Consider the following 25,187-nt stretch of genomic DNA (forward strand, 5'->3'; position numbering starts at 1 on the left):
TGACTAATATTATTCATCCAAACTGGGGAGCTTTCCTCCGTGATTACCCTTGGCAGCCTCCCGAAACTGGTGAATATCACCAAGCCGGTGCCAAAGGTCCCAAAAGGTGTTGCCGCAACGCACTCCGCCCCTCTGTAGCAGGTGTAATAAAACCCTGAAAGTCATGCCTCCGTGATATAAAACTTTTGTTACTTACGGGTTGTTACCTGGGAACTTTATAAAATAATACTTATGTATTCAAAACACAGACTTTTCTCGGGCGGCATTCTCTTCCTGTTTGCAGGCCTCCTCAGCGGCCTGGCACATGCGGAAGTCGACGCCCTGGTCACCAACGCACGCACCCTGCTGGACCAGAGCCAGGCGCAGAAAGCCTTCGACCTGCTGGAGCCGCAAGAGGCCGCTCGTGCGGGAGACCCGGACTTCGACACCGTATTGGGCATCGCCGCCAACGAAACCGGCCAATACACCCGCGCGGTATTCGCCCTGGAACGCGTGCTGGCCGTGCAACCCGGCAATTCAAGGGCACGCGCCGAACTCGGCCGCGCACTCTTCTCGGTCGGCGACACCAAGGCCTCCCGGCAGGTGTTGCTGGAAACCAAGCAGGACAACATCCCGGCCGAAGCCGCCGCCACCATCGACCAGTTCCTGCAGGCCATAGACCGGACGGAAGAAGCCGCCCGCTCCTCGATCAAGCCCTTCATCGAAGCCAGCATCGGCTACGACACCAACATCAACAGCGGCCCCGGCAATCCCAATGTGGCCGTGCCCGCGTTCGGCGGCCTGATCTTCACGCTCAACAGCGCCGGCGTGGAAACCAAGGACGCCTTTGCCAGCCTGGGCGGCGGCCTGTCGGCCCGCTACGTGGTCGATCCGCGCTGGTCGCTGATCGGCAACGTCTACGGCAATGCGCGCGTCAACGCCAAGTACAACGACTTCAACACCGGCCAGGTGGACCTCAATTTCGGCGCCAGCTATCGCTACGACAAGCACGAATTTTCGGGCGTCGTCCAGGCCGGAACCTACACCGTCGCCGGCTCGCGCGCCCGCGACCAGCAAGGCCTGGTCGGCGAATGGACCTACCGCATCGACGGTTTCCGCCAGTGGAGCAGCTACATCCAGTGGGGCGACCTGAGCTATCCCGGCCAGTCGCTACGCGACGCCACGCGCACGGTGATCGGGACCTCGTATGCCCATGCCTTCCGCGACAGCAACATCGTCGTCTTCGGCGGCGCTTACGTCGGCAAGGAAAAAGAGCGCGCCTCAGGCGTCCCGCACCTGGGCCATGACCTTGTCGGCGTTCGCACCGGTATCCAGAAAACCCTCTCGGATGTACTGGCGCTGTTCGGCAGCCTCGCCTACGAAGACCGCAAATACGGCGGCACCGACCCGCTCTTCCTCGTCACCCGCCATGACAAGCAGTGGAACCTGAACCTGGGCCTGAACTGGGTGCCCGCCAAACTGTGGCGCGTCACGCCCCAGCTGGCCCTGACCTCGGTGAAGTCCAACGTCGTTATTTCCGACTACAACCGCAGCCTGTTCTCGGTCACGGTGCGCCGCGACTTCTGACCGGCTTGCCGGCCAACAACGCCCCATGAAAACAACACGGAAATTCCCGCTCAAGCGAGCCGCCCTCTCGGTGGTGATCGCCGCGGCCTTTCCCGTCCAGACCATGGCCGCCGGATCGGCCGGCGTGGCCCAGTTCATCGCCGGCGACGTCAACGTGCAGCGCGCGAACGGAAAAACCGAGGCCCTGGTCAAAGGCAAAGCGCTTGAAAGCGGCGAATCCATCCTGACGGGCAATGCCGGCCGCGCCCAAGTCCGCTTTTCCGACGGCGGCCTGGTGTCCCTGCAGCCCAACACTGACTTCAAGATCGCCAACTACGTCGACGAGGCCGACCCCAAGCAGGACCGCTTCCTGGTCGACCTGTTGCGCGGCAGCATGCGGGCCATCACCGGCCTGATCGGCAAACGCAACCGCGAAAACTACAAGGTCACCACCACCACGGCCACCATCGGCATACGCGGCTCCGGCTTCAGCGTGGGCTACAACCCCGACGGCTCCCTGGGCATCACGACCGAGCTGGATGCCATCGAGGTCTGCAATGCCGGCGGCTGCGTGGGCCTGACGGCCGGCGAATCGGTGCGTGTCATCAACAGCTCCGAGGCGCCTGTCCGCACCAATGTGCGGGCCAATGTGCCGACACCGCCGCCCACCCAGGAAGTGGCCGTGGCCGGCAACCAGACCACCTCCGACGGCAAACCCGCCATTGTTCCTCCGCCCGCCGCGACGCCGGCGCCCGTCAAACAGGTGTTCACCGACCTGGCCGCGGCTGTTGCGTTCACCGATCCCTCGGCGTCCAGCTCGGTGGTTGAGAGCTATTACCCCGAGGGCGGCACGGCCGTGCTGACCAGCTTCCTCAGCGGCAAACCGATCGACTTCGACAGCGTCGACAGCCGCAACGTCCGGACCCAGTTCCGCAGCACGCCCGGCCTTACGACGATGGAAAAAGGCGCGCTGGGCGTACCGACCGATCTCGACTTCGTCGGCTGGGGCAGCTGGGTGACGGGGCAAAAAATCGTGGCGGGCTCGACCACAGCGATTGAATCCGTCCACTTCGTGATGGGCCGGCCGACGCCGCTGGCCCAGATGCCGGCCGACAACATGCAGGGCACCTACCAGTTTGCCGGCGGCACAGCCTTTTCAAGCCTGCTCGGCGCGGGCCAGCTTGTCGGCGGTTCGCTGGTCGCCAACTTCGGCGCCTACGGTGCGGGCCAGGGCTATGGCAGCCTCAGCCTCACCACGCGCTTCGGCGGCAACGACTATGGCGTCAGCAGCGAGCTGGACATCAACAACGCCAAAATCACCAACAATTCGGGCGCGAATGTCACCGGTTTTTTCACCGGCAACAATGCCAGCCGCGCCGCGCTGGTCTACAGCGCTCCCTCCGTTACCGGTGCAGGCGCCAACGCGGGACAGGTTTCCGGTGCGGCCGTTTTCCAGCAAAGCACCCTGGTCCTGAGACCGCCCCTCTGAGCAGGCCTCCCCCAGCTCCTCACACCAGCCCAGCGCGCACCGCCTAAAAAAATACCGGAGAGTTCACCATGACACCGCACTTCAAGCTCCAACACACCGTCCTGACCATGGCGCTAGCCGCCATTTACCCGCTGCAAGCCTCCGCCGCGCCTTCCGCGGGAGTGGCCCAGTTCACCGTGGGCGATGTCAACGTCCGCCGCGCCGACGGCGGTACCTCACCGCTCACCAAAGGCAAGGACATCGAAAGCGGCCAAGCCATCCTGACCGGCGCCAGCGGCCGCGCACAGGTGCGCTTCACCGACGGCGGGCTGGTGTCCCTGCAGCCCAACACCGAGTTCAAGGTCGCCAACTATGTCGACAAAGCCGATCCCAAGGAAGACCGTTTCCTGGTCGACCTGTTGCGCGGCAGCATGCGGGCCATCACCGGCCTGATCGGCAAGCGCAACCGCGAAAACTACAAGGTCACCACCACCACCGCCACCATCGGTATACGCGGCTCCGGCTTCAATGTCGGCTACAACCCCGACGGCTCGCTGGGCGTGACGACAGAGCTGGATGCCATCGAGGTCTGCAACGCCGGCGGCTGCGTGGGCCTGACGGCCGGCGAATCGGTGCGCGTGATCAACAACACCGATGCGCCGGTGCGCACCAATGTGCGGGCACCGGTGCCAACCCCTCCCCCGACGCAGGATCCTGTAGTTATAGGCAACAACCCCGACCCCGCAGGCCCGGGCGGCATCATCAACAAGCCCACACCCGTCCCCACCCCGCCAGTCAACACCGGCACCTTCACCAACCTCAAGGTGGCGGCGAGCTATTACGTCCCCCTGGTCTCCGGGCCCGGGCCCCAGGTTGGCCCCGTGGTGGCGACCTCCGCGACCCTGGATCTCGGGAAAGTCACGGACTTCACCAGTGGAAGCAACGTTTTCAAGCCCACCGTGGCCAACAGCTTCGGTTCGGCCGGCACCATCGCGGCCGGCGACTTCATTGGATGGGGTACCTGGACGACGGCCACGAAAAACAGCGGGACGAATCTTGCGGACCTCCACTACATCATCGGCCAGCCCACGGCGGTCATGCCCACCACCACCGGCATCGCCACCTACACCCTGATCGGCGCCACCCCGGTCACCGGCTATACCAGCCCCAGCGGGCCGGCGACCGCCATGGGAACGCTGACCTCCGCATCGATGGCGGTCGATTTCGTCAACAGCAAACTTGGCGTGACCATCAACACCACCCTGGGCAACATCAGCGTGGGAAGCCTCATCGCGATTTCCGGCGCGCAATTCACCTACAGCTCCGGCACAGGCATTTACGTCAACGGATTTTTCACAGGCGTCAATGCCAACCGGGCGGGCCTGGTCTATACAGGTCCCGGCACAACGATTTTCTCCGGCGCGGCAGCCTTCCAGGCACCGTGAGCCAAGCGCCTCAGCGCAAATAGAAAGCCAGGTCGCGCGCTATGGCTTCGGGGCCGTGGGCGTTGATCGCTTGCCGCGTGGCGGCCTCACCGACCCGGCGGCAGAGTTCGGGCGAGTCGCTAAGGGCCATCAAGCTATCATAGGCCTGCTCCTGGGTCCTCACGAGAAAGCCCGATGTCCCATGGGCCATCATCTCCGCGTAGCCGCCTGCCTCATGCGCCACCACCGGCAAGCCCGCCCCCATGGCCTCCAGCACCACGCGGCCATAGGCTTCGATGAACAAGGCCCCCGTCCGGTAGAAAACCGCGTCGAGCGAGCGGTAAAACTCAGGCATGCTTTCCGTTCCGGCCGCCAGCAGTTCAATGCCGGCCACTCCGCCCAGCCCCGGGGCCAGGCAGGTGCCGCCCATGATGCGCACCCGGATGCCCCTGCTGGCAAGCATCCGGTAAAGGCTCAGGTCGTCCGGGTGGTGCTTTTCGAGCAGGTCACGGCTGGCACGCCCGACCGTAAAAGGCCCGGGCTTTTGCGTGGCCTCGAATCGCTGTTCGGCCACCCGCAGGAAAGGCTCCAGGTCCAGCATGCTCGGTATCACACGGCCCGGCAGCGCGGCGCTGCGCCGCACAAAATCCGATACAAACACGATTTCGGGATCGAGCCCGGTTGATTCGCGCACACCCTCGATGATGGAAAAAAGCTGCCCCTGGTTGGAGAGGTTGTGGAAAAGAACAATGCGCGTGAAGCGCGTGTATTTGAGCCAGATCCCCGGCTGCAGATGCACGCCACCGATCAGCAGCGTGCCGTCCTTGGGAAACTGCTGCGCGAAAGGCTGAACCGCGGTAATGCCTTCGCGGGCATAGGCCGGATGCACCGGCACGTCGGACCATAGCTTGACCGGGCGCCTGCCGGCCAGAAGCCGTCCGAGGTCCAGCAGTTCCCGTTCCGCGCCGGTAAATAGCTCACCGAAGCGTCCCAGCAAATGCAGGGGCGCGGTTGGGGCGCTGGCGGACGGATCAGTCATTGACCCGGATTATCCCCGGGGCCGGCACAGGTCGGTGCCACATAATCCCGACATGCAAGATAGCCCACCCGCCGCGCCCGAACAGCCCCCGCTGCCTGCGGCCGCCACAGGCCATGGCGACTGGATGTTGCGCGGCGCACAACTGCATGCGGCCGGCCAGCTTGAACAGGCGCTCTTCTCTTTTGAGCAGGCCTTGGCGCTGAGCCCGCAGGACGTGAACACAGCGTCGGCCTGCGCAACCTTGCTGAGCCTGCTCGACCGGCCCATGGCCGCCTACAGGACACTGCTGTCGGTAGAGGCCCAACTGATGCAGGATGCCGACGGCGCGGCCAACCTCGCGATCACGGCCGAAGCCTGCGGCGACCTGGCCAGGACTGAGGCCGCTTATGCGACGGCCCTGCAGCTTGACCCGAAGCACCTGCGCTCACTGAACAATGTCGGCATCCTGGCAGCGGGGTCGTCGCGCTGGGACATCGCGATCGGGCTGGCGCGAAAGTGCGTGGAGCTGCAGCCCGGCCATGCGCCCTACCATGCCAATCTCGCCGAGTACCTTTCAGGCGCGCGGCGCTATGCCGAGGCCCTCGATGTGGTGACCGCCGCCATGGCCCAATTCCCTCTCGAGGGCGAACTGCGAATACGCCACATCGTCCTTCTCGCCTCCCACGGCGAGCTTGAGAAAGCAGACCTGGCCTTGGCCGGCCTCGACGGTGAAACGCGCCTGCTTTTTGAAAAATTCCTGTCGAAACTCGATATCCCGGATGACCTGTACGGCAGCGCCGTCAGCCACGCGCACAAGCTCACGCTTCAGCCGCCCGACGCATTGCAGATCCATCTTGACCAGGCATTCCGCGGCCTGGCAGCAGGTGACTGGCAAAACAACACCCAGCTCACCACCCTGCTGCGTGCCACCCTTGAAAAAAATGCCGCCACCGGCCTCGGCCGCAACTGGGGTGACGCGCCCTTTTACGGCCTGCTGCTGGATTTGCGGGATGACGAGCTGGCGCAGATGCACAGCGAATCCATCCCCGTGCTCGACGCTCGGCTCAAGGCATCGTTGCCGGCTTTTACAAGGCGGCAAAAGCCGGTTTCCCGGCAAGACGACCGTATCCGCGTGGGCCTGGCCGTACAAAGCCTTCATGATTCGCGCCAGCTGCAGGCACTCACCCAGCAGCTTGCGCGGCATGACGCCTCGCGCTTTGCCATCCATATCTACGCCTTCACGCTGCGGCCCGGTCCCCTGCCGGCCGACTCGCTGCGGCCTCACGCGGCAAGCGTCAGCGAAATCGGTCATATGGCGGCGGCGGAAGCCGCCGGACGCATGCGGCTGGACCAACTGGATATCTATATCGAAATGGCTTCGGATTCCCCTTGGAGCCGGCAAGACATCGCGGCCATGCGGGTAGCGCCTGTGCAACTGCGCCAGACCGGCCTCTACCAACGCCATGTGCCCGGGCATTGGGACTACAGCCTGTCGGACCGCTTTGCCCATCCAGACGCCGCCGGGCTTTCACAGGACGGCGCCATCGTCCGCCTGCCGCATAGCTGCTGGCTGGCAAGCGCCGGCCGGCAGGAGACCGGACGCACCCTCTCGCGCGAAGACGCGGGGCTGCCCACCGACGCGCTGGTGCTGGCTTCATTCAGCGCGCCGGCAAGCATCGATCCGCACAGTTTTTCCGTGTGGATGAAAATACTGCGCGCGTTGCCCGATGCCGTGCTGTGGCTTCCCCGCTGCGGCGCGGCGGCGGTCAACCTGGCGCGGGAAGCGCAGGCGGCCGGTGTAGGCCCGGCCCGCCTGCTTTTTTCGACGCCCATGGCTAGAGGCGAGGCGCTGTCCGCCATGCGGCATGCCGACCTGTTTCTGGACACCTTGCGGCTCAATGCCGTGCAGGGCCTGGAGGACGCCTTGCACCTCGGCGTACCGGCCATCACCTGTGCAGGCAAGCGCCCTGCATCACGCCTGGGCGGTAGCATCCTGCATGCCGCCGGCCTTGCGCAATGTGTCCTGGACAGCCCCGAAGCTTATCGGGCCGAAGCGGTGCGCCTGGGGCGCGACCCTGGTGCGCTGCAGGCCTTGCGGGAGCGCGTCGAAGCAGCTGCCGCCGGCGCGCCGCTGTTTGACCTGGCGGCACGTGTGAAGGAATGGGAAGCGGCCTGGACGGTCATGGCCGAGCGCTCACGCGCAGGGTTGCCGCCCACAGCTTTCGACGTAGCCCCGGCCTAAGCAGCGGGCTTGCCGGCCGATACAGGCACCGGCAATTCACACACCTCGCCCGTGGGCGCCAGTCCGGCCTGCGCCTTGGCTTCGGCGATGCCCACCGCACGCGGCAAGGCCACCTGGTTCTTCACCGCCGTGAGCTCGGCCAGGATGGAAATCGCGATTTCGGGCGGTGTCTTGCTGCCGATGTACAGGCCTATGGGGCCGTGCAGCTTGCCCAACTCTTCTTCGCTCATGTCGAAGTGTTCGGCCAGCCGGTCACGGCGGCGCTGGTTGTTCAGCCGCGAGCCGATCGCGCCCACGTAAAACGCCGGCGAGCGCAGCGCCTCCATCAGCGCCAGGTCGTCCAGCTTGGGATCGTGCGTGAGGGCGATCACGGCGCAGCGCGCATCCAGCTTCATGGCCTGCACCACGTCGTCGGGCATGCCGGTGGCCAGCTCGACGCCCTCAACCTGCCAGCTGTCACGGTACTCTTCGCGCGGGTCGCATACCGTCACGGCGTAGTCCATGCCCTGCGCAATCTGCGCCACAAAACGCGACAGCTGCCCGGCGCCGATGACCAGCAGGCGCCAGCGCGGGCCGTGCAAGGTCACCAGCGCGGCTTCCGACACCTGCATCGACTGTGTGGGCTGGGCCGTGCTGAGCGTCACCGCGCCGGTATGCAGGTCCAGCCTGCGCGCCACCAGCTCGCCGGCCTGCAGTCGCCGCAGGAGTTCGTCGATGCGGCTGTCCGCCGACAGCGGCTCAATCGCCAGTTCTATGGTGCCGCCGCAGGGCAGGCCGAAGCGGCGCGCCTCGTCGGCCGACACGCCGTAGGTGACGATGGCCGGCCGCGCGCGGTCCAGGCCCTCACGGCGGGCCCGGTCAATCATGTCGTCCTCAATACAGCCGCCCGAGACCGACCCCACCACCCGGCCGTCTTCGCAGATCGCCAGCATGGAGCCTTCGGGCCGCGGGCTGGAGCCCCAGGTCTTGAGCACGGTGACCAGCTCGCAGCGCAGGCCCGCGGCCAGCCACTGCGAGCAGGTTTTCAGAACTTCGAGGTCAATGTTGTCCATGCGCCGGATGCTAGCAGTCCGTGCTCATCTTTGCCTCAACCCCAGCACCAACCCCATATGTCGTCAGGCTTTGGCCAGGTTGTCATTGAGCGGCAGCGTGCGCACCCGCTTGCCGGTGGCCGCGAACACGGCGTTGGCCACCGCCGGCGCCACCAGCGCTGTCGCCGGCTCGCCGATGCCGCCGGGTTTTTCGGTGCTGGGAACCAGGGTGATGTCCATCACCGGCGACTCATGCATGCGCAGCACCGGGTAGTCGCCGAAATTGGTCTGCTGCACCCGGCCCTTGTCCAGCGTGATCTGGTTGTTCAACGCTGCCGACAGGCCGAAGACGAGGCTGGACTGGATCTGCGCCTGCACCGTGTCGGGGTTCACCATGCGGCCCAGGTCAGCCACCACCGTCATTTTGTGCACCGTCACCTGGTTGTCCTTCACCGACACCTCGGCCACCTGCGCCATATAGGTGTCATAGCCCTCCATCAGCGCGATGCCGCGGCTGCGGCCGGCCGGCGCCGGCGTGCCCCAGCCGGATTTCTCGGCTGCCATCTTCAGCACGTTGGCGAAGCGCGGCTGCTTTTCCAGCAGCGACATACGGTAGGCATACGGGTCCTTGCCCGCGGCCAGCGCCATTTCATCAACAAAACTTTCGTTGGCAAAGGCGTTGAGTGCATGGCTCACCGAGCGCCAGTAGCCCGCACGCAATCCGGTGTCGTGGATCACCAGGTCGTACTGCGTGTTTGGAATGTCGTAAGGCATCACGCCCGCTTCGGCCATGAAAGGATCCAGCGTGTCCTTAGGCAGGCCGAAGGCGCGCTGCGTGATGGACTGCGAGGTCACCTTGAAATTGAGCGCCACCGGTTTGCCGTCGGCCCCCAGCCCGGCGGAGAGCTGGTTCACCGCCATGGGCCGGTAGAAGTCGTGCGTGGTGTCGTCTTCGCGGCTCCAGAGCAGCTTGACGGGTTTGCCCACGGCCTTGGAGATCTGCGCCGCCTGCACGATGAAGTCCAGCTCCAGCCGCCGGCCGAAGCCGCCGCCCAGGAAGGTGGTTTTCAGCGTGATGTCTTCGGGCTTGATGCCCAGCGCCGCCGCCACGCTGCCCTCAGCGCCCTGCTGGAACTGCGTCGGGCCTATCAGCAGAATCTTGCCGTTCTTGTAGTCGGCCGTGAAGTTCATCGGCTCCAGCGTGGCGTGCGCCAGCAGCGGCGACACGTACTCGGCCTTCAGCGTCTTGGCCGCGCCCTTCATGGCGCCGGCAGTGTCGCCCTTGGGCGCGATGATGGGAATCACCTTGCCGCTGTCGGCCGCTTTGCGTATGCCGTCCAGCATGCTGGCATTGCTGATGGCCGCGACCGGCCCTTCGTCCCACTGCACCGTGAGCGCCTGGCGCGCCTTGTAGGCGTGCCAGTAGCTGTCGGCCACCACCGCCACCCCATCGGGAATCTGCACCACGTCGATCACGCCCGGCATGGCTTTGGCCTTGGCCGCATCAAAGCTGGTGACCTTGCCGCCAATCACCGGGCATTGCTGCAGGCTGGCGTAGACCATGCCGGGCAGCTTCACGTCGATGCCGAACTCCGCCGTGCCGTTGACCTTCATCGGCGTGTCCAGCCGCTTGGTGGGCTTGCCGATGACGGTGAAATCTTTCGGGTCTTTGAGCGCCACTTTCTCAGGCACCGGCAGCTTGGACGCCGCCTCCGCCAGCGAGCCGTAAGTCGCCTTCTTGCCGTTCGGGCCTATGACCATGCCGTTTTCAGCCTTGAGCGTCGACGCATCCACATTCCACTTGGCCGCAGCCGCCGACACCAGCATCATGCGCACCTGCGCGCCGGCAATCCGCAGCTTCTCCCAGCCGTCGCGCACCGAGGTCGAACCGCCCGTGATCTGCGCGCCCAGCAAGGCGTTGGTATAGACCTTGCCCGGAGGTGCGATCGCGACCTTGACCTTGCGGATGTCCACATTGAGCTCTTCGGCGATCAGCATGGGCATGGAGGTGTACACACCCTGCCCCATCTCGGAGCGGGCGGACAGCAAGGTGATGGTGTTGTCATCGGCAATATGCACCCAGGCGTTGGGCGTATACAGCGTGCCGGCGGCCTGCGCCGACGGTACGCCCAGCGTGACGCCCAGCATCAGCCCGCCCCCCGCAACCGTCAGGGCGGACGAAGTCTTGAGGAAGGTGCGGCGGTTCGGAGAAATCAGTGAGGTGATGGTCATGATGGTTCTCCTCAGGCTTTACGCAGGGTGGAAGCGGCATCCTTGATCGCCGCCTTGATGCGCGGGTAGGTGCCGCAGCGGCAGATGTTGCCGCTCATCGCCGCGTCGATGTCCGCGTCGCTGGGATTTTTGTTGTCCTTGAGCAGGGCCGCCGCGCTCATCAGCTGGCCCGACTGGCAGTAGCCGCATTGCGGCACGTCATGCTTGATCCACGCCACCTGCAGCGGATGCGTGTTGTTGCGCGAGAGGCTTTCAATCGTCGCCACCTTCTGCCCCGCCGCAGCCGACAGCGGCGTCTGGCAGGAGCGCACCGGCTTGCCGTTCAGGTGCACGGTGCAGGCGCCGCAGAGGGCGGCACCGCAGCCGAACTTGGTGCCGGTCATGCCCAGCTCATCGCGTATCACCCACAGCAGGGGTGTGTCGGGTTCGGCATTGACGGAAACGGCGCGGCCGTTCACGTTGAGTTTTGTGGTCATCGGGGTCCCCTTTTGTTGAATCGCTGTCTGTCATCACAGGATCGGGCAGGCCCCAAGTCAGCTACTACCCGAAGGCCTTGCGGGACTCATGCTACGGCTGGGCTTTGGGGGGTATCCGGGTAGAAACCCTTGGCTGAAACAAAGTGTCGAGAAGATTTCTCAAGATGAGACAGGACCGCCAGCCGATGCCCAAGGCATCGCACCATGCTCCTATCCAGATAAAGTACTACCGGCATTCATCGATACAGCACACTGGATGTGTTCTCAAACGCGATATCAAACCATGATCTGGTTCATGTCCTTCGAATTCACTCCGGTCACCACCTTTTAAGGCATCCAGAGGCCCAAAAAATGGATGAAGTTCCACACTCTCCCCAGCCCTCTCACCAGAAGATCGTCAGTGCACGCCTGTCCATCGGCGCTGTCTGCGGCCTGCTTATCGCTGCACCTTTTCTCATCCTTGGCGTCAACGCCTACCCACCCCCTGGCGAATGCGGCTTCCTCTGCATTCCTTTGTTTCGATCATTCCTGTATTTCGGGATCGCCGTGATCGCCGGATTGCTGGGATGGCTCATCGCCGTCAAACTCATCCGCTTCTTTTTCGAGTAAGCGCATAGAAGTTGAGAGGCAAAAATCGCTCGCCTTATGGAAGAGCCCGGCCGCAGATTCAGGCGGCCGTCACCCGATCCCGAATCTGTTGCAACGCCGCCGGGTCATCCATGGTCGTCAAATCCCCCGCATCCCGGCCCTCGCACACCGCCTGAATCGCGCGCCGAAGCATCTTGCCGCTGCGCGTCTTGGGCAGGGCCGACACAAAAAGCACGCGCGACGGACGGGCGACGGCGCCCAGGTCGCCGTCCACGCGTTTCATGATTTCGCCTTCGAGTTTGAGGGCAGCCGCGCTGTCGGCCAGCACGGCGACGTCCCTGGGCACGGCAAAGGCCATCGCGACCTGGCCCTTGAGCTGGTCGGCCACGCCGACCACCGCCACTTCGGCGACCTGCGCGTGGCCTGAGATGCTTTCCTCAATCTCGCGGGTGCCCAGGCGGTGGCCGGCGACGTTGATCACGTCGTCGGTGCGGCCCAGGATGAAAAAGTAGCCGTCCTCGTCGCGTATGCCCCAGTCGAAGGTCGAATACACCATCTTGCCGGGCACGCTCTTCCAGTAGGTGTTGACGAAGCGCGCGTCGTCTTTCCAGATGGTCTGCATGAAACCGGGCGGCGTCGGGCCCTCGATCACCACCACGCCTTTTTCGTTGGGCTGCGTCAGCTCTTCGCCGGTGGATTCGTGCAGGATCTTGACCTTGTAGCCGTACATGGGCACGCCGGGGCTGCCGAAGCGGCTGTCCTTCTTCTCGACGCCGTTGGCGATGGTGATGATGGGCCAGCCCGATTCGGTCTGCCAGTAGTTGTCGATGATGGGTACGTTAAGGCCTTCACTGATCCAGCGCGCCGTGGGTTCATCGAGCGGTTCTCCGGCAAGGTAGAAGGCGCGCAGGCTGGAGAGGTCGTGCTTTTTAAGCAGGGCCGGGTCCTGCTTTTTGAGCACGCGCACGGCGGTGGGCGCGCTGAACATGCCGGTGACCTTGTATTTCTCGACCAGGCTCCACCAGATTGCACCGTTGGGCTGCTTGTCCATGCCTTGCGTGGGCAGGCCTTCATACATGATGGTCGCCATACCGGCGATCAGCGGGCCGTAGACGATGTAGCTGTGGCCCACCACCCAGCCGATGTCGCTGGTGGAAAAATAGGTTTCACCGGCGCGGCCGTCGAAGATGTGTTTCATGCTGGCGGCCAGCGCCACGGCGTAACCGCCGGTGTCGCGCTGCACGCCCTTGGGCTTGCCGGTGGTGCCGCTGGTGTAGATGGTGTAGCTGATGGCGGTGGAGTCCAGCCATTCGCAATGCACCTGGGCGTGCAGGTATTTGGCGCGTAGCGTCTCCCAGTGCAGGTCGCGGCCGGCCACCATGGGCATAGGGGCCAGGCCGCGGTCGACCAGCAGCACCGCTTCGGGCTGGTGTTTGGCCAGGCGGATGGCTTCGTCAAGCAGCGGCTTGTAGGCCACCACCTTGCCGCCGCGCGAGCCGGCGTCGGCGCTGATGATCACACGCGGCGTCGCGTCGTCGATGCGCGAAGCCAGCGAGCCGCTGGCGAAGCCGCCGAACACCACGCAGTGGATGGCCCCTATGCGTGCGCAGGCCAGCATCGCAAAGGCCGCTTCGGCAATCATGGGCATATAAATCAGTACACGGTCGCCCTTGACCACGCCCATGGCCAGCAGGCTGGCGGCCATGCGCTGCACTTCGGCGTGCAGCTCACGAAAGGTATAGGTTTTTTCAACACCGGTTTCGCTCGAGACGTAAATCAGCGCCGCCTGGTCGGGCCTGTCCTTGAGGTGCCTGTCCACCGCGTTGTGGCACAGATTGGTTTGCCCGCCCTCAAACCAATGGGAAAACGGCGGCTTGTCGTTGTTGCAGACGCGGGTAAAAGGCTTGTGCCAGTCGATCAGCTTGGCCTGCTCGGTCCAGAAGGCCTCGGGCTGGTCTATGGACTGGCGGTAGAAATCTGCGTAGCTCGTCATCGCTTGTCTCCGTTTTTAATTTTTAGATTCTTCAGATTTTGACGACCACACGGCCGCGCACCTTGCCGGCCATCAAGTCGGCGGCTTTTTCGGCGGCACGGGCCAGCGGCACTTCTTCGACCATGGACTCCAGCTTCGCCAGATCCAAATCTTTGGCCAAACGATCCCATGCCTGCTGCCGCTTGACCAACGGCGCCATCACGCTGTCTATGCCGGCCAGCGTGACACCGCGCAGGATGAATGGCATCACTGTCGCCGGGAAGTCCGCGCCCTGCGCCAGCCCGCAAGTCGTGACCACGCCGCCGTAGCGCGTCTGCGCGCAGGCGTTGGCCAGCGTGTGCGAGCCGACCGCATCAATCACACCCGCCCAGCGTTCTTTTTGCAGCGGCTTGCCGGGCGCCGAGAGTTCGGCCCGGTCGATCACACTGCCGGCGCCCAGTTGCTTCAGGTAGGCCTCCTCGCTGGCCTTGCCGGTGGCCGCCACCACGGTGTAGCCCAACTTGGCCAACAAAGCCACGGCCACACTGCCCACGCCACCGGTGGCGCCCGTCACGAGCACTTCGCCGTCGCCGGGCTTCACGCCGTGCTGCTCAAGCGCCAGCACGCTGAGCATGGCGGTGTAGCCGGCCGTGCCTATGGCCATGGCCTGGCGCGACGTGAAGGCCGCCGGCAGCTTGACCAGCCAGTCGCCCTGCAGGCGCGTGCGTTCGGCCATCAGGCCCCAGCGCGTCTCGCCCACTCCCCAGCCGTTGTGCACAAACCGGTCGCCGGCCTTCCAGCCCGTGTGAGTCGATTCCAGCACGGTGCCCGCGCCGTCAATACCCGCCACCATGGGCCAGCTGCGCACCACCGGCCCCTTGTTGGTGATCGCCAGGCCGTCCTTGTAATTGAGGGTGGAGTATTCGACCTGCACCAGCACATCGCCGGCGGGAAGCTGGGCGTCATCGGTATCGGTCACCGTCGCCGAAAAACCGGCGTCGGACTTGCTGAGCAGAAGTGACTTGAACACGGCGTTGTCTCCAGTGGATTGTTGTTTCAGGTGCCGGAAAACGATGGAAAACCAGTGAAACTGAATTCTTAATTATGGATAACGGGCTTTCAGGAGGCTGACGGCGCTCCCGGGGACGCGGAGTTCACCACCAAACTTGACCGAAAGGATGCTCTGGAAGTTCAAGCTGCGCTAGTCGCGCAAGATCGCCTCACCGGTCCGCGGGTTGACAAGGGTCACGTTCTCAAGCGCCCGAATGCGCCAGGTATCGTGCTGTCTCGTCAACACGGCAAGGATCAGCGTATCCACCACGTGTGGCCCGGCCGGGTGGGCGGCGCCGGCAGCCAGGCGACTCCAGAAATGGATGACCGCTGCCCCGTCGGCAATAAGGGAGATATCGATCAGCTCGTTCTGGAGCGTGGAGTCGCGATAAATTGTTTCGTGAATCGGGACGTGGAGCGCCACGATCTGTTGAACGCCCCGGACATAGTGCCCAAAGCGATTCACGAAGGTTGCGTCGAGGTCGAACAGCTCACCGAGAGCCGCCATGTCGTGAGCGTTCCAGGCGTCTTGAAAGGCGCCGGGTGTCTCTTCAGGTTTTTTCATCTTGGTCATGCCCCCATGCCCTATTGCCACGACTGGGACACCGTTTCACAGCGGTGTCTCACATCAATTGATGATTTTGCCCATGCCATTCTCTACACGGGCTCTCAGTTGTTGAATGAACTCTGGGTCATAGAGTTCCCAGCTTTCGAGTTCGCCGACAACTTTTAAAGGCAGCCTGCTTCGATAGGACCGCGTCGGGTTGCCCGGGAATTTCTTGTCCGTTACGTTGGGATCGTTCTCGAACTCTCCCGTCGGCTCAACGATGTAGACCCGCGGCCTGCCATTGCCTTTGGCCATTTCCGCGGCAAGCCCAGCGCCTTTGGGGATGGCGGTGAAATAAATATGATTCATCACGACGCTTTCGTCGTAATTCGATTGAAAGCCTGAGCTGAGCAGGTCGCCTGGCTGCAATTCGGCTCTCGTGCCATGAAAAAAAGGGCCTGTGTCCAAAGCTGCCATGGGTTGTGAAGTGAAACGGGGTCGATGCTGAGGGGACCTAACGTTGGAGGTAAGCGGCACCCAGCGAGAGCCGCGAAGCGACCTCCTGCCGCTGAGTGTGCGTGTTGAATGACCTGTTAGCCGACATTTTTTCTCGCCTTGGATATTGCCAGGAGAGTCTGATCGTATTCCGTTCCGAATTCAAGAAACGTCACATCACGATATCGAAACGCGCGATCATCACTTTCCCACTTTGCAAGCGTACTCAGCCAACGCAGAACATAAGTTTGATCCGTGGACATGCGGATGGCGCCCACCTCAACTTCGCCGGGTTGAACTTTTTCGCGATTGATCACCACCACGCCAAATTGCTCTTGGGCCGAAGTCATGGCCAGTCGCATTGAGCCGATTTGCAGGTCGGCCGGACGGGCAGGCGCTTGACCTTTGAGCCGAAGCGCCGTCGAGATAAGTGAGCGCTTCTTGAATCTCGTGACGCACGACGCGAGGTCTTCTCTGCGCATGACGCAGTAACCGTCGAGCCTGTAGCTGTCGCTGACTTGATGCAGAGCGACGAGCGACTTCCCCTCGGCGACGAGAAATCCCCATCGCGGAAAGTGTTCGTGCAGCCGGCGAATTTCAACCAGCGAGAACTCTGGGCGCGTGGTCAATTGAATGCCGCCGAACGTGAAGATGGCCGGACCACCAACACCTGCGGCGAAGCCGCCTCTTGCTGTTGCCGGTTCGTGTTGGCCGACCCGTTAAAGGTCATTGCGGTTGCGCTTCGTACACCACTGAAAACACACACTTGCTGGCCTCCTGAAGGGTAGACACCTGGCACTTTACGACAGCGGGCATAAGCGCCACAACGATTTCTTCGGCTAGAACTGGCTTACTCTTCGCGAAGCGCGCGCAACGAGCCAATGCTATTTGCTCCTGTGAGGTCTTGGGTACGGCAGGGAAGCCAAAGACCACTTTCGAGTTTTGAGCAGTCAATCCGACATAAAAATCCCTGTTGGGATCATTGACCAGGAGCCCGGCCACCTTCAACTCTGCCTCCGCCCGTGAGGCACCTTTGTCCCCCAAAGCCGTGAGAATGCCTGCACTCATGGCCGAAGTTGTGCAGGCATCGGCAATATTCCCCACGAATAAAGCTTCGCGGGCCTTGGATTCTGTTTGCGCGGATAGAAGCAAGGGCGCCGTGAGCATCGAGGCTAAAACGAGTCCCGATTTTGTTCGCATACGACGGGATAACCTTTAATGTTTGACATGAGAGGCCCGGCCCAGCTTGCCGAGGCGAGCCCTCTCGATGGAAGGGTTAAGTGCTTCGGCCCAGTGTATGGATATTTTCTCCGGCCACCCCACTCTCAAGCCACGCATTGATTTGAGGCAGCAATGATGCAACTTCATTCGCCAGCGCGACGTATTTCGCCAAGTCTTCCCCGAAGCCCGAGAACTTGAAGCCGCGAAAGAGTTCCTCGGACGCTTCAAGCGTTTGCTGAAGCCGCGCCCGTTGGAGTGGGGATATATGGGCCACGCCAATATTTTCTTCCTGCACGACCTCACCCCAACTTGTATTGAGAGCGCCTCTCTTGCCGCGCGCAAATTCCAGAATGAATTGCCCACCGTACTTCCAGTACTGGATAGACAAAAGATCGAGGTTCTCAGTGGACCTGCGCTGAAAGTTCGAGCTTGTGCCAATAAAGCCAATGCGGCTCAGCTCCGGCAGCAGAACCTTCTTGAGAGCCTTGCGCATCAAATCACCTTCGCGAGACATACAAAGCGCCTAAGGTTTGAGCCCAGCCGCCTGCGCAAGCCGGCGAAGCCAGCCGTAGCAGGCTGGTAGCAGCGAAGGGTCAGGCGCCACCGCACTTCACTCCCGAACAGGACTCGTGGATGGGCACTGAAACCCCGCACCGTGACCGGACAGCTTCATCGATCGCAAGCATACCCGGGTAAAGGGTATCGATGGTGCTTTGAGGTGGCGTGCAGTTGAGGCAGCCGTAGCTGTGACGGTAGGTAGCAGAGCCATCGTGGCGCGCCACAAAATAGAGATTGCTCTTGATGCCTTTGTATTCATACCAGAATCGATGCACCTGATCTGGTCTTTCAATTCCGTGAAGCGTCAGTGGTCGGCTACCTAGCTCCCAGGAATAGCTGACATTCTTTACGCCCTCGACGGATGAGACGGCGTCCTGGACGCACCGGGCTGGCGGGGCCGATGGCATCGGGTCGGTGTAGCGCGCAACGCCATGTATGTGGTCGCAGCCGGTAACAAGCGCTGAGATGGCCAGGAGCAAGACTCGCATTTGTGGCGCCGAACGTTTGAGATAAGAGCCGTGACCCGGCTTGTCGCGGTACGTCTTCTCGATTGAAGGCTTAAGCGATTGTTTCACTTGGAGCGAATTTTGGCGCTGCGCCGGTTTCGGTTTAACTTGACCATCGAATCCCTTCAGAACTCTCTTGTTGATTGGAATTTCAGCAAATATTTTGCAGTTTTAGCATGGCTTGAAGCAAGCGGCCCGAACTTTCGCCGGGGCACTTCCCTTCAGCCTATGCGCCGCCCGAAAACCGGATCAGCGGATAAACCAGCAATACCGCGGCAAGCAGTGCCGCCAGGGTGCGCACATGGTTCCACATCGTCCAGCCGGCCACATAGCCGCGCCAGAAACCGACGGCCTCCGGGCTGGCGGGGTCTTGCCGCGCCAGCGCGTTGTTCAGCGGCACATTAAAAACCATGGTGACGCCGAAAGTGCCCACGATATAGAACAGGCTTCCCACCGCCAGGCAAAGCGCGCCAGCCGCTTGCCAGTGCATCACCGCGTAGACAAGAAGCACGGCGCAGGCCAGCGCGGTACCCATAAAGAGTCCCAGGAAACCGGGGTTGAGTACCACGACATTGATGGACTGCATGGCGGCAATGCCCGGGGGCGGGCTGATGCGGGCCAGGGCTCCCATCACGAAGTTCGAGAACGCCAGGAAAATGCCGGCGACGAGCGCACAGCCCAGGGCCGTGAGAAAGGTCAGCGCAAAGAGCAAGGTGTCGGCAGGCGGCATGGAATCCTCACAATCGGGGCGGAATCGAGGAACTACTGTAATGCCGCGGGGCTATGGCGGCAACCGTGCGCGATCGCCTGGCAACTACCTCGCGACGCCGGCTTCAATCATCGCTTTTTGCATCGCTGCATTTATTTTCCCCAAGATTTGCGGCATCCGAGCCTGCATCAAGGCGGATGACTTCTGCATGACCAGAGGCATTTTGTCGATGAAGGCGGCGCCTGCGGGGCTGCGATAAAAGGCAATCAGCCCATCGATCTCGTCCTGGGTAAATGTCTCCCGGTAGATCGTGACATACATCGCCTTCATGTTGGTCCAGGATATCTCGTCTTTCAGGACGATGGAAGCCTGCTTCTGCGCGGCCTCGATGATTCGCCGCTGCTCTTCCGTGATTTTCCGTCCACCGAGAGATTGCGCCAGGGTCTGGCCCATCATTTGCTCCATCTGCACATGCAAGGTGCTCATGAGCGACTCGACTTTCGTCACGGTCAGCAGCGTATTGATGGATTCTTCCGACGCCGGCGCGGCGGAGCATGCGATGGAGGCGGAGAGCAGCAGGGAAAGGATGAATGAGTTACGCATGGTTGAAGGTATGGTGAAGGATGTCAAGATACGTTGGAATGCTCGGGTGTTAGCGGGTGAATGAACCGCTCATTTCAAGGCGTACTCGATCGGCAGGGTTACCCACGAATCCACGGCGCGGCCCCAGCGGGTTCGTGCGGGGTTGAATTTGAATTGCTTCATGGCCGCCACCGCAGCCGCATCCAGCCTGTCAAAGCCTGAACTTTTGTGAAGCCGCACCTCGCCGGGTTCACCGCTGGCCAGCACCCGCACTCGTAATATCACGCGGCCCTCCTCCCCAAGACGCCTGGAGACGGCGGGATATTCAGGGCTGGGTGAACTTGCCTGGCTCACAGGCTGCACGATTTCGCCGGTGGCACAGCCCGCAAGGAGTGTAAAAAGAAGAAGCCAGAGTATGCGCATGAGATAGGCAGCTTGAAAGCCGGCCCGCCTCACTTCACCAGCTCCAGCACATCCTTGAAGGCCTCATGCTCAGCCGTGCGCAGCCACTCAAACGCCACCATCTCGGTGGTCACCAGTTCGGCGCCGTTGCCGGCCAGGCGGTCAAAGGCGGCGTCGCGGTTGCGTTCGGTGCGCGAGCTGCAGGCGTCGGTCACGACCCAGACCTCGAACTCTTCCTCCAGCAGGTCGAGCGCGGTCTGCATCAGGCAGACATGGGCTTCGCAACCGGCAATGACGATGGTGCCCCTGCCCTCTTCCGGTTCGGGCGCGGGCTTTTGCAGATGCTTGGGCAGGCTGCGCGCGTTGCCGCCGGCCTGCACCTTGCGCACCGGCGGGCGCAGCAGGTCGACGAGGCCGTCGGCGACGGCGCTGAAGGACATCTTGTCCAGCGTGCGGCCGCCGGCGGCGGCGATGGCGGCTTGCAGTTCAGGCGCGAGGGGGCCCAGCGAGCCAGGGTTTTCGGCGGTGCCCCAGACCGGCACCGCCAGCAGTTTGGCCATGCGCGCCAGCTTGAGTGCATTGGCCAGCACCAGGCTGTTTTCAAAAATGGCGGGCATGAGGCGGGACTGGTAGTCCACCAGCACCAGTTGGGAGTCGTCGGCATCGAGCAGCATGGAAATTCCTGGAAAAATAAAAACGGATCAGGCCGGGGCGCAGCGCAGGCGCTCCACCAGCGTGATCAGGTAGGCGTCAAACAGCAGCGTCGCGTCCTGGCCGAACATGCGTATGCGCCCGGTGTGCTGAAGCAGCAGCAGGCCCACGCCGTGGGAGAACAAAGCCGTATTTTCACGCAAGGCGTCTTCGGTGTTCAAACCCATGGCCTGCAACGCGCCTTCACAGGGCCGCAGCGCGTCGTGCAGGCGGTCATTGAGCTGGAAGTTCAGCTCGGCCGTGAGCCCGCGCGGTCGCATGCCCTGCATCAGGTAAAAACCCAGGTCCAGGTCGCGCGGGTTGGCCGCGAAAAAACCGAACCAGGCGCCGGCCTTGGCTTCCAGCAGGTCGGCCGGCTCGGTGCAGCCTGTGCCGGCCCCATGCACCGCGGCGTTCAGGCGCTCCAGCGATTCGGCCAGCAAGGCGCCATAGATCGCCTCCTTGCTCTCGAAGTAGGAATAAATAGCGCCGGCGGTGTAGCCGGCCTCCTTCGCGATTTCACGGATGCTGGCCCCCTCCATGCCCAGGCGCTCGAACACCGCGCGGGCCGCGTCCAGCACGCCCCTTCGGCGCGAATCGCTTTGGGCTTGCTGGCGGTCTAGTCGGGCTTGCATTCTTCAAATGTAAAGGCAAGCCTTGCCGGGGTTTTGGTGAAAATTAACTGTTGTTTTTTATTTTGAACGTTGTTAGATATTTGAAAGATATTTAGAACTTTTTTGATGGCTTGAGGTGTTCTTGGCGAGTGCGCTCACTGCTGAGGCTTGCTGGCCGGGGGTTGCCCGGCGGCAAGTAACTTTCTTTTGCTTCGCCAAAAGAAAGTCACCAAAGAAAAGGCGACCCTGGTTCCTGCGTCCCCTACGCTTCGCTACGGGGCAACCTGCGGTGCTCGGTCCAGGCGGGGTCTCGCTAAACTCGCCTTCGGCTCAAACAACGCGATCCCTGATCCGTCTGGCCCTGCGCTCCTCGGCGCATCCACAAGGGGTGGGGAAGGAATACCAAATTCAAATACTGAAAACCACAAGGACTCGCCTTGGCGAGTCCTTGTTTGTTTTGGTTTGTTCTTTGGTATTTTTCTTCTGTTCCCGTCCCCGATCCCGACTGCCCCGTCCTGGCTGGGCCGAGGAGCGCAGAGACAAGCGGATCAGGGCCGGCGTTGTCTGAGCCGAAGGCGAGTTTAGCCGGACCCCGCTTGGCTCGAGCACCGCAGGTTGCCCGTAGCGAAGCGTAGGGACCCAGACTGCGGGTCGCCTTTCTTTTGCTTACTTTTCTTTGGCGAAGCAAAGAAAAGTAAGTCGCATGCCGGGCGACTCCCGGCCAGCCGCCCTCAGCAAAGAGAACAGAGGGAGCGCGCCACCGGGAGCAAGACCCCGGCCTTAGATCGACCCCAAATCCTGAATAGCATCCACCACCATACTCGTCCCCACCGCAATCAGCAGAATGTCAGTGGCAACCCGCACATATTTATGCCCTGCTGGCGGCGCACCCAACTGCACCACGACAGCCGAAGGCACTGGATAGAACACGACATCGCGAGGGAGCGGCTGGCCGATGGCGTATTTCTTCGCCTGGCCCGGGGGCAGGCAGCCGTTGTTTTTCTTGGCCAGGCCCGGAGGGCAATGGCCGGCCTTGAATTGCTTGCCGTAGTAGTTCTGGACCACGACGCGCTGCTGCGGCACAAAATAGCCGCCGACTTTGACATCAGCGGCATGCTTGTTCTTCTTCGCCTTTTTGCCGCCCTGCCCGTCATCACCGTGGTCGGACTGTTCCGCCTGCTCATGTTTGTTGCCTTTGTTTTTGCCGCCGCCCGCCCATTCGGGTTTCTCGGCAAAACTCGCGGAACAGGCCATGGCGGCAGCCATCAGCAGTGCAAGGCCGCGGCCGGGCAGGCGCGGTCCAGTGGTCATCGTGGTGTTTTTCATTGTGGTGCTCCGGTAGTTATGGGGTGAAGGCCGATGCGGCGGCAGACAACGCGGGCATGCCTGAACTGTTCAACGAAAGTGGTCTTATGCCGTTGACGGTGTTTCGCCCATTCTGGCTCCGGTGAGATGAAAAGCACTGTAGGGAAACAAGCTGCGGCAGCGTCCTACATTTGCTCACATTCAAGTGCCGCGCGCCCTAAGGCGAAGGCTCCGCGAATTTGAGCAAGCGTGTTGCCAGCAAGGTCTCCGCCAGAAAACACACCAGGGCCAGCAGAAAACACACCACCCCCGACAGAAAGCATACCGTCGCAATCCGCAGCGTCGGAAGCTCGCTGGTTTCCCCGAGGAATAGCAGGATGATGGTGCTGCCGATCAGGATGGCGCAAAAGGTCAGCAAGGCGATGCAGATGTTGACCAGCCAGCCGCGGTGGCGAAGCTCGCGCAGCTCGGCATACATGCGGTGTGCGCGAGGCTCTTCCACGCCACCGGCTTCGAGCCGGTTTTCCAGGAAGCGCGCACGGTCGATGATGCGGGCCAGCCGGCCGGCGACGGCGGCGATCATGCCCGAGACGGCGGTGAGCAAAAACACCGGCGCCACCGCCAGCTGGATGCCGTGGGTGACCGTGGCAAGGTCGGGTGCAAAGTTCATGCAAAGCTCCAGCTGCGGGTTGAAAGGCCTGCATTTTGTCATGCCGCTCGCCGGGGCACGGTGCTACTTGAGCTCGAACGGCGCTTCGTAGCGTCGCTGGCAGTTCTCGCAGAAGAAGCTGCGTCGCTGGGTTTTTCCGAGATGGGCTTTCACAAAAGGGATTTCGCAGCGCGGGCAGATGGTTTTGGTGTGGGCCAGCCAGTGCTGCCTGAGCACAAAGGCTTTTTTCCAGGCGAGAAAATCAAAGCTGTACTGCCGGGCCTGCGCCACCAGCTCGCGCAGTTTGGGCACGGGCAAGGCCCCGACCGTTGACAAAGGGTGGACCCGGATACGAAACAGCACCTCGTTCTTGATGATGTTGCCGACACCGGAGAACACCGTCTGGTCCAGCAGTGCGTCGCACACCAGGGCGTCGGGCATGGCCCGCAGTTTCTTGCGGGCGGCCGCGGGATCCCAGGCATCCGACAACACATCGGCGCTCCAGTCGTAAACAGTGTCCAGGGGCTCTTCGACGTAGCGGACCGAGCAGTTGTAGAAGTTCAGCTCCTGGCCCCGGGCAAACCCCAGGCTCAACCGCGGCGCCGCGCCTTCCTTGCCTTCGTTGATGCGATAACTGCCGAACATCAGCAGATGGATGCGGACCGAAAAACCCTCGAACTCGAGCAGAAAATGCTTGCCCCAGCTGCGCACGGCCACAAGGCGCCGGCCCACCAGCCGCGCGATGTCGATGCGGCTGTTGCCGCCGGCGCGCCGCACGATCTTGCCGGCAAAGCCCGCGGCCTGTTCCCTGAGGATTTGGATTGACGGCCCTTCGGGCATGAAAGCTCCTCCAGCGCCCGGTGGCAGGCAGGCGTGAGGAGATTCTGGAGTCCGCGCCATGCCGGTGCATGTGGGCCGAGGCCGGTGGCAACTGACGGTGCGCGCGCGGCCCGCTCGTGGGATTGCCCTACAGCAATGTCGTCGCTGTCCGACAGCTCGCGGCGCGCGAGGGTCCGCACAATAAATTCATTTCATCGGCGCGGCTGCGATGCGCAGCAGCGCGCCCCAACCAAAGGACCTCCCATGCTCTCCAACAATGAGGGACAGCGCGTCCCTGACGTTACCTTCAAGACCCGCCAGAACGAGCAATGGGTCGACGTCACCAGCGCCGACCTGTTCGCCGGCAAGAACGTCGTGGCCTTCTCCCTGCCCGGCGCCTACACGCCCACCTGCTCATCCACCCACTTGCCGCGCTTCAACGCGCTGGCAAAAACCTTCAAAGCCCACGGCATTGACGACGTGGTCTGTTTTTCGGTCAACGATGCCTTTGTGATGAACGAATGGGGCAAGGCCCAGGAGGCCGGCAACATCACCCTGGTTCCCGACGGCAACGGGGATTTCTCAAAAGGCATGGGCATGCTGGTCGACAAAAGCGATCTTGGCTTCGGCAAGCGCTCCTGGCGCTACTCCATGCTGGTGCGCGACGGCCTGATCGAGAAGATGTTCATCGAGCCCGAGAAAGACGGCGACCCCTTCGAGGTCTCTGACGCCGACACCATGCTCAGCTACCTCGCACCGGATGCCGTGGCGCCCGAACCCATCACCTTGTTCAGCAAGCCGGGTTGCCCGTTTTGCGCCAAGGCCCGCGCCATGCTGGATGAAGCCGGCCTTTCTTACGAGGAAATCACACTGGGCCACGGCATCAGCACCAACACGCTGCAGGCGGTGGCCGGCGCCGCCACGGCGCCGCAGGTGTTTGCGGGCGGGAAAAAAATCGGTGGATCGGAAGACCTGCAGGCCTGGCTGAAAGAGTTGAAGTCCAGGGCGGAACCTGCATCGCCGCGCCAGTTTCTCAGCTAGGGC

Annotated in this window: 25 protein-coding genes; 6 read left to right on the plus strand and 19 right to left on the minus strand. The window is 62.6% G+C overall.

What is annotated here, in order from left to right; genetic code table 11:
• Positions 1-231 precede the first annotated feature (231 nt).
• The 3 genes from AC1D0O_RS03270 (at position 232) to AC1D0O_RS03280 (ending at position 4,458) form a co-directional block, all read left to right on the plus strand.
• The gene (locus AC1D0O_RS03270) at positions 232-1,566 is read left to right on the plus strand and encodes a surface lipoprotein assembly modifier (RefSeq protein WP_477652110.1); all 1,335 of its coding nucleotides are present in this window, start codon (positions 232-234) and stop codon (positions 1,564-1,566) included.
• Between the two features lie 25 nt (positions 1,567-1,591).
• Entirely contained in the window at positions 1,592-3,034 is a 1,443-nt protein-coding gene (locus AC1D0O_RS03275; protein WP_477652111.1) for a FecR family protein, read from the plus strand.
• A 68-nt stretch (positions 3,035-3,102) separates the two neighbouring features.
• Entirely contained in the window at positions 3,103-4,458 is a 1,356-nt protein-coding gene (locus tag AC1D0O_RS03280) for a FecR family protein (protein WP_477652112.1), read from the plus strand.
• 10 nt (positions 4,459-4,468) lie between these two features.
• On the opposite strand, the gene AC1D0O_RS03285 is transcribed toward AC1D0O_RS03280, so the two are convergent.
• Complete coding sequence (locus AC1D0O_RS03285; RefSeq protein ID WP_477652113.1) at positions 4,469-5,476, minus strand: glycosyltransferase family 4 protein; 1,008 nt, start codon at positions 5,474-5,476, stop codon at positions 4,469-4,471.
• 52 nt (positions 5,477-5,528) lie between these two features.
• On the opposite strand from AC1D0O_RS03285, the gene AC1D0O_RS03290 reads away from it, so the two are divergent.
• Positions 5,529-7,697 carry an O-linked N-acetylglucosamine transferase family protein gene (locus tag AC1D0O_RS03290; protein WP_477652114.1) on the plus strand — a complete coding sequence of 723 codons (2,169 nt, stop codon included), beginning with the start codon at positions 5,529-5,531 and terminating at the stop codon, positions 7,695-7,697.
• Here AC1D0O_RS03290 and AC1D0O_RS03295 read toward each other — a convergent pair.
• From AC1D0O_RS03295 to AC1D0O_RS03305, 3 genes are all read right to left on the minus strand, one after another.
• Positions 7,694-8,749 (minus strand): XdhC family protein, encoded by a 1,056-nt coding sequence (locus AC1D0O_RS03295; protein ID WP_477652115.1) that lies wholly within the window; start codon positions 8,747-8,749, stop codon positions 7,694-7,696. The two genes, AC1D0O_RS03290 and AC1D0O_RS03295, sit on opposite strands and share 4 nt — an antisense overlap.
• A 63-nt stretch (positions 8,750-8,812) precedes the next feature.
• Positions 8,813-10,960, minus strand: coding sequence for a xanthine dehydrogenase family protein molybdopterin-binding subunit (locus AC1D0O_RS03300; RefSeq protein ID WP_477652116.1), 2,148 nt, complete (start codon positions 10,958-10,960; stop codon positions 8,813-8,815).
• Positions 10,961-10,971: 11 nt separating this feature from the next.
• Positions 10,972-11,436 carry a (2Fe-2S)-binding protein gene (locus AC1D0O_RS03305; protein ID WP_477652117.1) on the minus strand — a complete coding sequence of 155 codons (465 nt, stop codon included), beginning with the start codon at positions 11,434-11,436 and terminating at the stop codon, positions 10,972-10,974.
• A gap of 351 nt (positions 11,437-11,787) precedes the next feature.
• Between AC1D0O_RS03305 and AC1D0O_RS03310 the strand changes: the two genes are divergently transcribed.
• A complete protein-coding gene (locus AC1D0O_RS03310; protein WP_477652118.1) occupies positions 11,788-12,045 on the plus strand; it encodes a hypothetical protein in 258 nt (85 codons plus the stop codon).
• Positions 12,046-12,103: 58 nt separating this feature from the next.
• On the opposite strand, the gene AC1D0O_RS03315 is transcribed toward AC1D0O_RS03310, so the two are convergent.
• From AC1D0O_RS03315 to AC1D0O_RS03385, 15 genes are all read right to left on the minus strand, one after another.
• The gene (locus tag AC1D0O_RS03315) at positions 12,104-14,017 is read right to left on the minus strand and encodes a propionate--CoA ligase (RefSeq protein WP_477652119.1); all 1,914 of its coding nucleotides are present in this window, start codon (positions 14,015-14,017) and stop codon (positions 12,104-12,106) included.
• Positions 14,018-14,048: 31 nt separating this feature from the next.
• Positions 14,049-15,026 (minus strand): acrylyl-CoA reductase (NADPH), encoded by a 978-nt coding sequence (gene acuI / locus AC1D0O_RS03320; protein ID WP_477652120.1) that lies wholly within the window; start codon positions 15,024-15,026, stop codon positions 14,049-14,051.
• A gap of 171 nt (positions 15,027-15,197) precedes the next feature.
• Positions 15,198-15,620 (minus strand): SgcJ/EcaC family oxidoreductase, encoded by a 423-nt coding sequence (locus AC1D0O_RS03325; RefSeq protein ID WP_477652121.1) that lies wholly within the window; start codon positions 15,618-15,620, stop codon positions 15,198-15,200.
• A 54-nt stretch (positions 15,621-15,674) separates the two neighbouring features.
• Positions 15,675-16,070, minus strand: coding sequence for an NAD(+)--rifampin ADP-ribosyltransferase (gene arr / locus AC1D0O_RS03330; RefSeq protein ID WP_477652122.1), 396 nt, complete (start codon positions 16,068-16,070; stop codon positions 15,675-15,677).
• A 116-nt stretch (positions 16,071-16,186) separates the two neighbouring features.
• The gene (locus AC1D0O_RS03335) at positions 16,187-16,717 is read right to left on the minus strand and encodes a hypothetical protein (protein ID WP_477652123.1); all 531 of its coding nucleotides are present in this window, start codon (positions 16,715-16,717) and stop codon (positions 16,187-16,189) included.
• 97 nt (positions 16,718-16,814) lie between these two features.
• The gene (locus AC1D0O_RS03340; protein WP_477652124.1) at positions 16,815-17,288 is read right to left on the minus strand and encodes a hypothetical protein; all 474 of its coding nucleotides are present in this window, start codon (positions 17,286-17,288) and stop codon (positions 16,815-16,817) included.
• Positions 17,289-17,364: 76 nt separating this feature from the next.
• Positions 17,365-17,823: a hypothetical protein gene (locus tag AC1D0O_RS03345; protein WP_477652125.1), complete on the minus strand. Its 459-nt coding sequence runs from the start codon at positions 17,821-17,823 to the stop codon at positions 17,365-17,367.
• Between the two features lie 776 nt (positions 17,824-18,599).
• The gene (locus AC1D0O_RS03350) at positions 18,600-19,103 is read right to left on the minus strand and encodes an anthrone oxygenase family protein (protein ID WP_477652126.1); all 504 of its coding nucleotides are present in this window, start codon (positions 19,101-19,103) and stop codon (positions 18,600-18,602) included.
• Positions 19,104-19,187: 84 nt separating this feature from the next.
• A complete protein-coding gene (locus AC1D0O_RS03355; protein ID WP_477652127.1) occupies positions 19,188-19,685 on the minus strand; it encodes a DUF2059 domain-containing protein in 498 nt (165 codons plus the stop codon).
• 69 nt (positions 19,686-19,754) lie between these two features.
• The gene (locus AC1D0O_RS03360) at positions 19,755-20,087 is read right to left on the minus strand and encodes an energy transducer TonB (RefSeq protein ID WP_477652128.1); all 333 of its coding nucleotides are present in this window, start codon (positions 20,085-20,087) and stop codon (positions 19,755-19,757) included.
• A gap of 29 nt (positions 20,088-20,116) precedes the next feature.
• Entirely contained in the window at positions 20,117-20,740 is a 624-nt protein-coding gene (locus AC1D0O_RS03365) for an isochorismatase family protein (protein WP_477652129.1), read from the minus strand.
• Between the two features lie 27 nt (positions 20,741-20,767).
• Positions 20,768-21,391, minus strand: a complete 624-nt coding sequence (locus AC1D0O_RS03370) for a TetR/AcrR family transcriptional regulator (RefSeq protein WP_477652130.1) — start codon at positions 21,389-21,391, stop codon at positions 20,768-20,770.
• A gap of 759 nt (positions 21,392-22,150) precedes the next feature.
• Entirely contained in the window at positions 22,151-22,696 is a 546-nt protein-coding gene (locus AC1D0O_RS03375; protein ID WP_477652131.1) for a hypothetical protein, read from the minus strand.
• 196 nt (positions 22,697-22,892) lie between these two features.
• Entirely contained in the window at positions 22,893-23,345 is a 453-nt protein-coding gene (locus AC1D0O_RS03380) for a DUF2721 domain-containing protein (RefSeq protein ID WP_477652132.1), read from the minus strand.
• Positions 23,346-23,408: 63 nt separating this feature from the next.
• Positions 23,409-24,164: a DNA-formamidopyrimidine glycosylase family protein gene (locus tag AC1D0O_RS03385; protein WP_477652133.1), complete on the minus strand. Its 756-nt coding sequence runs from the start codon at positions 24,162-24,164 to the stop codon at positions 23,409-23,411.
• Between the two features lie 243 nt (positions 24,165-24,407).
• On the opposite strand from AC1D0O_RS03385, the gene AC1D0O_RS03390 reads away from it, so the two are divergent.
• The gene (locus tag AC1D0O_RS03390; protein ID WP_477652134.1) at positions 24,408-25,184 is read left to right on the plus strand and encodes a glutathione peroxidase; all 777 of its coding nucleotides are present in this window, start codon (positions 24,408-24,410) and stop codon (positions 25,182-25,184) included.
• Positions 25,185-25,187 lie beyond the last annotated feature (3 nt).

This window comes from Polaromonas sp. P1_F2, assembly GCF_056405735.1.